The organism is Corynebacterium sp. H113, from assembly GCF_037572315.1.
GTDB lineage: Bacteria > Actinomycetota > Actinomycetes > Mycobacteriales > Mycobacteriaceae > Corynebacterium.
The window spans coordinates 580489-592912 of record NZ_JBBHKZ010000002.1 but is presented as its reverse complement, the minus strand read 5'-3'; the positions used below and the strand labels follow the sequence as shown (position 1 = coordinate 592912).

Genomic DNA, 12424 nt, shown 5'->3' with positions numbered 1-12424 from the left:
TATGTGTTTTCGATCTCGTGCTGGAAAAGCTGTTACCCCCGAAACCACTCCCCACCCTGATTCGTAATTTGGCGATACTCTGGGATGTATGCGAGTTGCGATGATGACCCGAGAGTATCCACCAGAGATTTACGGCGGCGCTGGCGTGCACGTGACGGAGTTGACCCGCTTCATGCGCGAGGTTGACGGAGTCAGTGTTGATGTCCATTGCATGGGCGGTCCGCGAGACGAAAAGGACTGTTATGTCCACGGCGTTGACCCCGAATTGGCTGACGCTAACAGCGCAATCAAGACCCTATCCACCGGCTTGCGCATGGCTCATGCTGCGGCTGAAACTGACATCCAGGTTGTACACTCCCATACCTGGTACTCCGGCCTCGGTGGCCACCTCACCGGCAAGCTGAAGGGCATTCCACATGTCGCTACGGCGCACTCCCTTGAGCCGCACCGCCCATGGAAGCGCGAGCAGCTGGGTGGCGGCTACGACGTATCAAGCTGGTCTGAGAAGAACACCATGGAGTACGCAGATGCCGTGATTGCTGTGTCTGCACGTATGAAGGATGCAATTCTCGATGCGTACCCACGCATTGAACCAGATAACGTACACGTTGTGCTCAATGGCATCGACACCGAGTTGTGGTACCCACGCCCAACCTGGGAAGAGTCGAAGGAAGCCAATGGCTGGTCCGTTTTGGACGAGCTGGGCGTGGACCCGAAGCGTCCAATGGTCGCTTTCGTAGGTCGCATTACCCGCCAGAAGGGTGTCGCTCACCTCATCAAGGCTGCCTCCATGTTCGATGAGGACGTACAGATGGTCCTCTGCGCTGGCGCACCTGACACTCCAGAGATCGCTGCTGAAACTGAGCAGCTGGTCAACGACCTGCAGCAGAAGCGCGACGGAATCTTCTGGGTAAAGGACATGCTGCCAAAGGAGAAGATCCAGGAGATCCTCACCGCTGCTGATTCCTTCGTGTGTCCTTCCATTTACGAGCCACTGGGCATCGTAAACCTGGAAGCCATGGCCTGTGGCACTGCAGTTGTTGCCTCCGACGTAGGCGGTATTCCTGAGGTTGTCGTTGATGGCGAGACCGGCACCCTGGTTCACTACAACGAAAGCGATCCAGAGGGCTTCGAGCGTGACATCGCTGAAGCCGTGAACAAGATGGTGTCCGACCGCGACGCTGCCAAGCAGTACGGCGAAGCTGGAAAAAAGCGCGCAGTTGACGTCTTCAGCTGGGCAACCATTGCTGAGCAGACCGTCGACGTTTACAAGTCGTTGATGTAGTTCCGTAATATTTCCGCATATGGCGAGGTTCCCAACCAGGAACCTCGCCTTTTGCATTCAACTAACGTGGGAACCGTGACTACCCCAGATGATCTTCCAACAGTTCGACATACGTTCTTCCAGAACTCACTGATGTCCGCTCTTCTCGACGGCATCTACGACGGCGAAATGACTATCGGTGAAATTCTGGGGCACGGCAATTTCGGCATCGGCACCTTCGACGGCCTAGACGGCGAAATGGTCATTCTCGACGGCGTGTGCTGGCAGCTTCGCGGCGACGGCTCGGCATCTCGCGCGACGATGGATCAACGCAGCCCCTACACCGTTGTCACCAACTTTGTTCCGCACATTGTCCGTCAAGCACCACAGAACATCGTGCGTAAAGACATCACGCCGATCATCGATCGCATGGTGCCTAGCCAGAACTTTATGTACGCACTGCGAATTACGGGTGAGTTTGAATGGGTGAAGACTCGCACCGTCGTAAAGCAGCAGAAGCCTTACCCAAAAATGGTCGAGGCAACGGAATCTGATGCTTCCGTCGACTTCACAAATGTGCGTGGCACTATCGCGGGATTCCGCACGCCGGTCTACGAGAAGGGAATCTCGGTTCCGGGGTGCCACGTGCATTTTCTTGACGACGACCACACTGCAGGCGGCCACGTCCTGGATTTCAAGCTGCGCGAGGGAACCATTGAGCTGTGCCCGGGAACGGATCTGCAACTACGTTTGCCACTGACGGTGGAGTTCTCGGACGCGGATCTGGCACCAGAAGATCTGGACGAACAGATCCACGCGACCGAAGTGAAAGACTAGCTCTGCGCCAAGCCCAGGCGCGTGATGTGGGCGCGGGCCGTGATAGTCATTTGCGTTGGTAGGGCTGCGATGCGCTCGGCAAGTACATCAGGGTGGATATGACGCGCAGAAGGGCTCATCCCTATCTGCGTAGTAATGGCTTCCTGATCCAAGATCATCTCGTATTCGACCAGTTCCGGCTCACCGACTGGCACGAGGTGACCTTCTGCCTGTGCAATCATCCGCTCAACCTTGCCCCGTTCCACATCGATGATGCCAAGTGGCGCACGGAGCTCGCTGAGGTGGCCCGGCGCGGCGGTCAGAACGACGACCTGACCGCCTGGTTTCAGTACTCGCGCAAACTCTTCTGCATTGCGTGGCGCGAAAATGACGGTGATGGCATCGATGGAGTTGTCGCGGATAGGCAAGCGTGCCCATGCGTCGGCGACTACGGCACCAACTCGCGGATGGCATTTGGCGAGGTGCTTTGCCGCGGGCACCGACACGTCGATGCCAACACCTCGAGAATTCTCCACTCCGTCGAGGGTGTGGGCCAAGTAGTAGCCGGTTCCTGCTCCGATTTCGAGGATGACAGGGCTGTCGTCGTCGCACACGTTCGCGTCGTCAAGAACATCTTGGACGTTGCCGGTCACTGCCTCAACGAAAGGTGCGTAGTGACCTCCCGACAGGAATTGCTCGCGAGCCTCAATCATCTTGGCATCGTCACCGGAGTAGCGCAGTCCAGCGCCTCCAGCGAGCGTGACATAACCCTGTTTTGCGACATCGTAGCTATGCCCTGAGGTGGACTTCAGCGTTGCCCAGTCGGCATCCCCACGCTCCAGATCTGAGCCGTCAATTGGATCTGCAAGCACGTCAATGATGTCGGCGAGCACCCTCATCACTCCTAAAACAAAATAGGGCCGTCGTAAAAGAATCGCGGTATGCACGCACACCGCATGGCACATCAGTGTACCGCCCTGTGGCGGACAACCAATTTGTGCCCTTACTCTTTTCGACGAGCCCTAGGTCTAGCGAGGATCAACCTCTTTGGCTAGATCCCTACCTTGGACAGCGCTGCTCCGAGCTCTGCTGCTTCTTCTGGGGTCATTTCGACCACGAGGCGTCCGCCACCATCGGCAGGAACGCGCATGACAATCTTCTTGCCTTCTTTAACCGCTTCCAGCGGGCCATCGCCTGTACGGGGCTTCATAGCTGCCATGTGGGCACTTCCTCTTCACTACTGTTTAGATGCCGTGGGACATCATGTCCCACGGCTGTGCTTTCCATAATATCCCTTTTTCCAGATTGGGTGTCCGGTATGCCATTGTTGGGTATCGCTTTGAACACGACCCAGCACAATAGAGCGAATAGTGGGATAAGCAGGAAATACGCAGCGGCGACGGCAATGCTCATACGCTCAGGCTACAAGAGCCCGCGGGACACTCGCATAGGCATCTCCTTGCCAGCGATGGCGCTGATCATGCGACAAACATCGACCGTGCCCGCTACTTGGTGTGCTCGAAACATGGCAACACCTCGCTGCGCAGCCCAAGCTGTTGCTGCGAAAGTTCCCGGAACGCGTTGGTCTACTGCACGCCCGACGGTTTCCCCGACAAAGTCCTTATTAGACAACGCCATCAGTACTGGCCACCCGGTAGCAACGAGGTCATCAACACGGCGGAGCAGTTCCAAGCTGTGATGAGTGTTCTTGCCAAAATCGTGGGTTGGATCAATCAGTACCTGCGATTCGGGCACGCCGGCAGCGACCGCCCGCTCCGCGAGTGCCGTCGTCTCGGCGATGACATCAGCCACGACATCGTCGTAATGCACGCGATAAGGGTTCGTACGCGGCTTCGCCCCTCCGGTGTGCGAGCATACGTACCCCACTCGATGCTGACCAGCGACTTCAACGAGCTCGGGATCGTGTCCAGACCAGGTGTCGTTGACCAGATTCGCCCCAGCTGCGATAGCGGCGGCTGCGACCTCTGATCTCCACGTGTCCACGCTGATGTACACGTCGGGATACTTTTCTCGCGCTGCAGCGATCGTTGGCACTACCCTGTCGATTTCCTCCGCAACAGACACGTAGTCGCCGATACCTGCTTTAACCCCGCCAATATCAATTACGTCAGCGCCTTGCTTTACGACGTCGTCGATACGCTCTAACGCAGCTTTCTCTGCAGCCGTTGCGCCACGATCGTAGAAGGAGTCGGGAGTTCGATTCACAATAGCCATCACCGCAGGACGTGGCGACGACTGAAAAGCACTTCTGACCATTCGGATTATGCGTGATCTGGCGTGTCGTCGCCGTGGGAGTGCGCTTCGATAATGTGCGCCATCGCTTCGTCGATGGAGTCGGTCACCAGCATCAACTGAGTGTCCTCCGGGGCGATCATGCCTTCCGATACAAGTCGCTCCTCGATCCACTCGACCAAACCCGACCAGAACTCGGTGCCCATGAGAATGATTGGGAACTTCACGACTTTGCCGGTTTGTACCATGCACAGCGCTTCGAAAAGTTCGTCGAGAGTACCGAATCCACCTGGCATGCATACGAATGCCTGCGAGTACTTCAAGAACATGGTCTTGCGTACGAAGAAGTACCGAAAGTTCATGCCCAAATCGACCCACTCGTTCAGAGACTGTTCGTGGGGCAATTCGATGCCAAGACCGATGGACAAACCATCCACGTCATAGGCGCCACGGTTCGGTGCCTCCATAAGGCCTGGACCACCACCGGTAATGCACGCATATCCGGCATCCGCAATAGCCTTTCCCAGCTCGTATGCCTGGTGGTAATACGGATGATCTTCTTTCACTCGCGCCGATCCAAAAACGGTGATCGCCTTGGGAATCTCTGCCAGCGCACCGAAACCATCGACGAACTCAGACTGAATACGAAGCACCCGCCACGTGTCGGTGTGTAGCCAATCAGTGTCTTTCTGAGGCGACAGCAGCCGGTGGTCAGTCGTCGACGACTGCGGCCCGGACTCTCGAACCATTAGTGGTCCACGAAGACGGCGCTGCTTTTCTGGAGATGGAGTGCGCGAAGGTGTCATAAGTGTCGAACATAATCGCTGCGCAGTTTCTCCGCAGAATAGATGTCATACTGCCCCACCCGTTAACTAGCGCAACAGTCTGCTCAACACGCGATCGTGCAAGTCTGCAGCCTTCCCATGCAGTGCATCGCCGTTCGCCGGTGCACCACCGGCCACAAACATCGCCAGCTCATGCGGTTCTGTAGGCGTGACGATTGTCGGCGCATCCTCAGGAGCATCGTCCAACTCATCACCGGAGCGCAGCAAGAACTCGCGCACTGTCACCCCTGCAGGTAGCTCCTGCTTGTCGACGACAACGCCTGCGGGCCACTGCGTATGTACAACAGCAACGCGGCTTCCGTAGAGAGCCACACTCGCGTATCCACCACCATCACCAGCAGAGATTGAAACCTCGTCATCTCGGTACGGAAGTCGTTCAATCACTGTTGCTCCGGGTAGCGGACGGCACAGCGCCAGCAACAGTCGTGCCTCTGCTCCGCGGACCTCCGAGGGATCAACTTCGCCAGTCACATCGAACGCCGGCTGCGGTCGGCGAGTAAACGACGCATCCAGCTGCGCAGCGAGACGCTCACCAAGTTCGTCACGTTCCCAGTTCGGTAGTGCATTGATTCGATCGTCGCGAAGCTGAAGCTTGCGTTGCCACAGCATTCGATAAATCATTCCCGAGGCCAGCGCTAATGCCCCGGCAAGCATGAGAAGCCGCGAGCCTACGCCGAAAATGCCAAAGAGAAGCAGCACCGCGACCGCAATCGCGCCAACAATGGTCCATGGGGCTTGTCCTGGCCGGATTGTGAATCCAATGGCGAACATTAAGAAAAACCCAATTGCGGCGAGGAACCACAATGCAGCATGGGTGAGCCACACCATATTGAGCACGGCGCCAGCTACACCGAGCAGCAGGCCAACGCCGACACCTATGGCAAGGATGATTTGTGCTCGCTGCAGCGCGGTACCAGACATACGACGGTTCTCCTGTAAGGGGTACGGACGGGACATAAATCGAAGCAAAAGTCCAGACCAGATAGTATCGAAAGCATGATGACCATTGGTGCTTCGGCTACGGGAATTGCCAATATCGCGATGGATGGGACGGTGCTCGATACCTGGTACCCATCCCCTGCTTTGGACGACAAAGTTCGGGAAAGTGGCACGCGACGCCTCGGTGCTCATGATCTTTCTCCACAGATGCTTCGTCAGGTTCTTCTCGACGAGGATCGTCGGGTCGAGCAAGTAGCGGTTCGAACTACCATCGCTGATTTGTCGAAGCCACCAATCGATCCCCACGATGCGTACTTGCGTCTGCACTTGCTGTCGCACCGCATTATCGAGCCACACACCATCAATATGGATGATGTCTTTGACTCGTTGAATATCGTTGCGTGGACGAATAAGGGTCCGGCCTTGCCCGACAATTTCGAGTCGATGCGTACGAATCTGCGCCAACGCGGTTTGATTCACGTGTATTCCATCGACCGTATGCCACGAATGGTGGACTACGTGTTGCCGTCGGGAGTACGAATCGGTGAAGCCGAACGTGTTCGGCTGGGCGCGTACTTGGCGCCGGGAACAACGGTACTTCGCGAAGGTTTCGTGTCATTCAACTCCGGTTCACTCGGTCCATGCAAGATCGAGGGACGCCTCTCATCCGGTGTGGTACTTGGCAGTGGCACCCACCTGGGTCTGGCAGGTACTGCGATCGCGCGGCAAGAAAAACGCGGTCGCCGTATTCCGCTACATATCGGTGAGCGATGCAAGATTGGCGTATCTGCGGGCGTCATTGGCGTCGATCTGGGCAATGACTGTGTGATCGAAAAGAACATTCTCATCGACTCCACAACTCCAATTGAGATTCTGGACGAGAATCGTCGCGTCACTGCATGGGAACTCGCTGGTCGAAACAATATGCATTTCTTCCAAGATCCCGATCACGCCGCTATTTGCATGCGCTTCGAAAATGGGGGTAACCCTGAGGGGTAGCTGAGAGTTACGTTTATGTGCCATTAACCCGGCTAGTAGTGTGAAAACCATGACTTCTACTTCACAAACTCCTGCTAGCGGGGGTGAAACTGAACTCGGAAAGGGCCTACAGGTCCGACATCTCACCATGATGGGTCTGGGTTCAGCCATTGGCGCTGGTCTATTCCTTGGAACGGGTGTTGGCATTCAAGCTGCTGGCCCTGGCGTTCTTATTTCCTACCTTGTTGCTGGTTTCGTCGTTGTTCTCGTGATGCAGATGCTTGGCGAGATGTCGGCAGCCCGACCAGCATCAGGATCTTTCTCGACCTACGCAGAAATGGCCTTCGGCCCATCTGCCGGCTTCATCTTGGGCTGGTTGTACTGGTTCATGTTGATCATGGTGCTGGGTGCAGAGATCACCGGCGCTGGTGCCATCATGGGTGCCTGGTGGGGAATTCCTGGATGGATTCCGGGTCTCGTCTGCGTTGTTTTCTTCGCTGTTGTGAACTTGGCTCAGGTCAAGGGCTTCGGCGAGTTCGAGTTCTGGTTCGCATTCATTAAGGTCGCCGTCATTGTTGCGTTCTTGATCGTCGGCGTGCTGCTCTTCTTCGGGCTGCTGCCAGGCACCACTTTCGTCGGCACCACGCACATTGCCGAATCTGGCTTCTTACCGAACGGCCCAGCCGGCATTGCGGCAGGCCTCCTCGCCGTTGCGTTTGCTTTCGGCGGCATTGAGATTGTGACGATTGCAGCTGCGGAATCTGACGATCCAAAGCGCTCCATTGCTGCCGCAGTTCGTTCTGTAATCTTCCGTATCTCGGTGTTTTACCTGGGCTGTGTTCTGGTCATTATTTTCTTGCTGCCATACGCACAGATTCAGGGTGCCGACAGCGCTGCAGAGTCGCCATTCACCTTGGTCCTACAGCAGGCAAACCTGCCGGGTGTTGTGGGCTTCATGGAAGTAATTATCGTGTTGGCCTTGCTCTCCGCGTTCAACGCACAGATCTACGCAACATCACGTCTTGTCTACTCCATGGCTAACCGTGGCGAAGCTCCTACCTTCTTCGCCCAGACCAACGATTCCGCAGTGCCTAGCCGCGCTGTCATCATGTCCATGGTCTTCGCATTCCTATCGCTCGGCATTCAGGTCGCGTTCGATGGTTCCTCAGTACTCGTCTTCTTGCTCAATGCCGTGGGTGGCTGCCTCTTGGTAATTTGGCTCGTCATCGCACTGTCGGAAATCAAATTGCGCCCACAGATGGAAGCAAAGGGCGAGCTCTCTGTACGCATGTGGGCTTTCCCTGTCCTGTCGTGGGTTGCCGTTCTACTCATCGTCGGTCTTGGCATCATGATGCTTTTCGACGAAGGTGCCCGCCAGCAGGTCATCGCTGTCCTCGCGGTCTGTGCGTTCCTCGGAATCATCGCAGCAGTGACGAAGGGGCCACGTTCGAAGGCTCGGGCCGCTCAGACTCCCGCCGCTGAAGGTGCTGTTCACCACTAGTCAGTCACTCTGATTTCGGCGAAGCTTTTTTAAACACGTACCGGCAGACATTCCGTTTCACCACGGGTGTCTGCCGGTTTTTTCGGCTTCCCCAACGGCATCACGAGCCGTCTAGTTGACGCCACAAGTGCCACATGACGATGTCCTCCCGGGTAATCCCCCGCTCGTCATACAACACGTCGAGCCTGTTGCGAACAGTATTCATATGGACGCCCATTCTCTTCGCTGTCGCCTTCACGACGAAGTTTTCTTCCATGAGCGCATTCGCCAACTGGTAGCCGTCGCCAAGCGAATCCAGGGCGGTGTCAGTCTTTCGGACGCATTGTGCCAACGCTGCAGCATCCAACAACGCGGCGGCTTGGGCGAATGCTGCGCAATCATCGAAGGAACGAACTGTCTCGTGGGGAGTTTCTGAAAGCTGTGCGACTTTTGCCTGTCTCCACGCTTGTTGAGCTGTGCGCACTCGACCGAATGGCTGCGACATCCCCACGGGTTCCGGCAAGGCGGCTGCAATGGCGTCGTCGGCTAATCCTGATTCGACAACTGCCACGAGTCTTCCCTCCACCGGCGCAAGTAGCAACGGCGCAGATGAACGCGCTGCGGCTTCTGCTGCGGCTACTCCCACACCGGGTTCTGCAGCTTTGCGACGGTTTCCTGCAGCAATAATTCGATACTCGGCATCTCGTGAGAATCCTCGACTGACAAGGGCATTCACAAGTTCATCGATATCACCATCGCCGTAGATCAACGATGCGACGACGCTCGTTGCACGCATCGTCTCGGCCTGAGATAGCTGCCGTCTGGATTCTGTGGCGACGAGCAGGAGTTTCTGGGCAGCCAAGGCTACTGGATCGTGTGCCAAAGGCGGATCAGCAGCGCGCACACCGATGACAAACCATTTGCCGTCCCCCACTGCCCAGGCTCCGTCCCCAGCAGTAATGGGAATCGCAGTGACCGCCCAGCGGCCAATGCGGGCGGAGTGCGTAGTCGGACGACGACCTCGCAGCACTCGAGCCAAGGTACGTGCTGGTAGCTGGCCAGTACTGGCGACCACGTCGCCGTCGATATTGGTCAGCAGCGCCGTGTTGTTGGTCAGGCGTGTGTATTCGGAAATGAGTTCCGCCTCGGGCTGCCGTGACATCAGCGCCGAACTAAGCCTGTCGATTGCCGTGAGCTTCCGCCACGAAGAAGTATCTCGGACCCGCTGCCCTAGAGCTGCGACCGCAGCATAGATCTCGGTGAGTGGCGTGCTCTCCGGCAGCTGCACCAAAGGAATGCCATGTCCCCCAGCTGCTGAAACCACTTCTGGCGGAACTGAATCGCCGTGCCACAACACCGCGCCAGCTGTTGTCAGCTGATGAATGGCTGCTGCTCCACGCGCGCGTTGCGCCCCGTCAACAATCACAAACCAGTCGGCGACCTCGCCATCACCGAGGCGACACATCGCGGTCATCGAACGATTGGTGTTTGTCTCCGTGACAAGACGCAATTCGGTGTGCGCAAGCATTAAATCGCCGAGTGTGAACACGTCATCCTTTCGGTTCGCAAATACTTTTTGTGATCCGCATCATAATTTCACCTCAAAACTTTATGCCCTTCATTGTCGACTTTTGGACGAATGCCCAACTTTTCATGGAATCTTTGGACGAACTTCCATTGTCACTTTTCTGACCCCGTCCGATAGTTGAGCACAACTTCCGCCACGAGCGAGCAGTTCCCCCGAGATATTGATCCACGAACAAGGAAGAGGTGCCATTTCTATGGCCAGTTCAGACAAGCGATACCGCGTAGCTGTTGATGTCGGAGGCACTTTCACCGACGTCGCCATCGTGAATACAGAGACGAAGGAGCTGTCCGTCGCTAAAGTTCCATCGACTCCGGATGATCCGATGCGTGCCGTCATGAACGGCATCGGCCAGGCGAATGTCAGCTTGCCTGAAGTCGAAGTGCTGAGCCATGGCACGACCGTCGCAACGAATGCCCTGATTACCCGTAACTTCCCGCGGGCGGCCCTCGTCACCACCGAAGGGTTCCGGGACGTTCTTGAGATTCGTGATGGCACGAAGGACGAGCTTTGGGACGCCTACGAGGACGTGTCCGATCCGTACATTCGACGCCGAGACCGCTACGAAGTCAGTGAGCGTATCGACTACGACGGCACCGTCATCAAGTCTCTCGACGAAGAGCAGGCGCGTTCATTGGCGACGACACTGCGTCGCAAGAACGTCGAAACAGTCGCTATTTGTTTCCTCAACTCCCATGCAAATAGCATTCATGAGCAGCGCATGGCCGAGATCCTGCGCGAAGAACTTCCGGATGTCGCAGTGTCCACGTCCTGCGAAATCCTGCCTGAAATCTTCGAGTACGAGCGCTTCTCCACAGCAGTGTCCAATGCCGTTATCGCGCCCCTGGTATCCGGCTACGTTAACCGCTTGTCAGACCAGCTTGCCGACGGTGGTTATGAAGGCGACCTCCTGCTTCTGCACTCCGGTGGCGGTTCGATGACTCCGCAGATGGTGTCCAAGTACCCAGTGCGACTAGCTGCGTCGGGTATTGCTGCTGGTGCGATTGCAGTCCAAGACATCGCAACTCGCTGTGGGTACGAGAATGCGATTGGTCTGGAAATGGGTGGCACGTCGACCGATATTTCATTGGTGTATCAGGGCGATATTCGTGTCACCAAGCAATGGCAGATTGAATACGGCTTCCCCATTACCTTCCCGTCCATCGAAGTTCTGACCATTGGCGCAGGCGGTGGCTCCCTCGCTTGGATCGACGATGCAGGTTCGTTGCGCAATGGCCCTCAGTCTGCAGGTGCCGACCCAGGCCCGGTCTGCTACCAGCGCGGTGGCACAGAAGCCACCAACACTGATGCGAATGTCACGCTTGGCCGCCTCGGTACCGACCTGATCGGTGGCGCCTTGAAGCTGGACATCGGTGCAGCGCGCGATGCCATCACGACGACAGTCGCAAAGCCATTGAATCTTGACCGCGAAGTGGCTGCAGAGAATGTCATTCAGGTTGCCAATGCGAATATGGCGGATGCGGTACGCCTGCTATCGATTCGCCGTGGCTACGACCCGCGTGATTTCGTCCTTGTTGTTGGTGGTGGCGCGGGAGCTTTGCATGGTGCGGAAGTAGCTCGAGAGCTGTCGATTCCTACAGTTGTTGTGCCTCCGCATCCAGGTGTTACCTCTGCACAGGGCTGTTTGTTGGTCGACATTAGCCACGACATTTCGCAGATGTACCAGTCGGCAATTGAGGATGTCGACTCGGCAGACTTGAGAGCGAGCTATCGCGAGTTGCTGAAGGAAGGTCGCACCCGCCTTCACCACGAAGGAATCCCAGAAGATCGAATGAAGTTCGAGACCACGGCATCCATGCGATACCGCGGCCAGTGGCGTTCCCTCACGATCACGCTTCCCGACTCAGACAGCCCACTAGACGATGCCATCGCTCTCTTCCACGAAGAACATGAGCGTGAATACTCATTCTCCAAGCCTGATGCACCGGTAGAGCTGTACCAGATCGGCGTCACCGCTATCGGCCAGCTTGATAGCCCTCCATTCGCGCACTTTGAGGTCAAGGAGCAAGAAGCTCCGCAGGCACCGCGAACCCGTGATGTTCACTTCCTGTCCGCTGGAGGCTGGGTAGAAACTCCAATCTACGACCGCGACAAGCTCAATCCAGGTACCCGTGTCAGCGGCCCAGCCATCATCGATCAGTTCGATGCCACTACGGTCATTCCACCTGGAGATGTCGCAGAGATCGACGAGTGGGCCAATATCCGCATCCATATCGGCCAGGCCGAGCAGGCACAAAACTAAG

At 56.7% G+C, this 12424-nt stretch carries 11 protein-coding genes; 5 read left to right on the top strand and 6 right to left on the bottom strand.

Features of this window, described 5'->3' with window-relative positions:
- Positions 1–88 precede the first annotated feature (88 nt).
- On the top strand, positions 89–1285 hold the full coding sequence (glgA, locus tag WG938_RS03915; protein WP_339977762.1) for a glycogen synthase: 1197 nt from the start codon (positions 89–91) through the stop codon (positions 1283–1285).
- A 132-nt stretch (positions 1286–1417) separates the two neighbouring features.
- Entirely contained in the window at positions 1418–2101 is a 684-nt protein-coding gene (gene budA, locus WG938_RS03910; RefSeq protein ID WP_445228203.1) for an acetolactate decarboxylase, read from the top strand.
- Here budA and WG938_RS03905 read toward each other — a convergent pair.
- The 5 genes from WG938_RS03905 to WG938_RS03885 form a co-directional block, all read right to left on the bottom strand.
- Positions 2098–2973 (bottom strand): methyltransferase domain-containing protein, encoded by an 876-nt coding sequence (locus tag WG938_RS03905; protein ID WP_339978807.1) that lies wholly within the window; start codon positions 2971–2973, stop codon positions 2098–2100. The two genes, budA and WG938_RS03905, sit on opposite strands and share 4 nt — an antisense overlap.
- Before the next feature lie 158 nt (positions 2974–3131).
- Positions 3132–3299 carry a DUF3117 domain-containing protein gene (locus WG938_RS03900; protein ID WP_339977758.1) on the bottom strand — a complete coding sequence of 56 codons (168 nt, stop codon included), beginning with the start codon at positions 3297–3299 and terminating at the stop codon, positions 3132–3134.
- A gap of 203 nt (positions 3300–3502) precedes the next feature.
- Positions 3503–4315 carry a dihydropteroate synthase gene (folP, locus tag WG938_RS03895; protein ID WP_339977756.1) on the bottom strand — a complete coding sequence of 271 codons (813 nt, stop codon included), beginning with the start codon at positions 4313–4315 and terminating at the stop codon, positions 3503–3505.
- Positions 4316–4362: 47 nt separating this feature from the next.
- Complete coding sequence (locus tag WG938_RS03890; RefSeq protein WP_339977754.1) at positions 4363–5139, bottom strand: LOG family protein; 777 nt, start codon at positions 5137–5139, stop codon at positions 4363–4365.
- Between the two features lie 66 nt (positions 5140–5205).
- A complete protein-coding gene (locus WG938_RS03885) occupies positions 5206–6099 on the bottom strand; it encodes a hypothetical protein (protein ID WP_339977752.1) in 894 nt (297 codons plus the stop codon).
- Between the two features lie 75 nt (positions 6100–6174).
- Between WG938_RS03885 and WG938_RS03880 the strand changes: the two genes are divergently transcribed.
- Both WG938_RS03880 and WG938_RS03875 read left to right on the top strand, forming a co-directional pair.
- Positions 6175–7116, top strand: coding sequence for a DapH/DapD/GlmU-related protein (locus tag WG938_RS03880; RefSeq protein ID WP_339977750.1), 942 nt, complete (start codon positions 6175–6177; stop codon positions 7114–7116).
- A gap of 49 nt (positions 7117–7165) precedes the next feature.
- Positions 7166–8596: an amino acid permease gene (locus WG938_RS03875; protein ID WP_339977748.1), complete on the top strand. Its 1431-nt coding sequence runs from the start codon at positions 7166–7168 to the stop codon at positions 8594–8596.
- Positions 8597–8696: 100 nt separating this feature from the next.
- On the opposite strand, the gene WG938_RS03870 is transcribed toward WG938_RS03875, so the two are convergent.
- Complete coding sequence (locus WG938_RS03870) at positions 8697–10124, bottom strand: helix-turn-helix domain-containing protein (protein ID WP_339977746.1); 1428 nt, start codon at positions 10122–10124, stop codon at positions 8697–8699.
- Between the two features lie 232 nt (positions 10125–10356).
- On the opposite strand from WG938_RS03870, the gene WG938_RS03865 reads away from it, so the two are divergent.
- On the top strand, positions 10357–12423 hold the full coding sequence (locus tag WG938_RS03865; RefSeq protein ID WP_339977744.1) for a hydantoinase/oxoprolinase family protein: 2067 nt from the start codon (positions 10357–10359) through the stop codon (positions 12421–12423).
- The last annotated feature ends 1 nt before the right edge of the window (position 12424 follow it).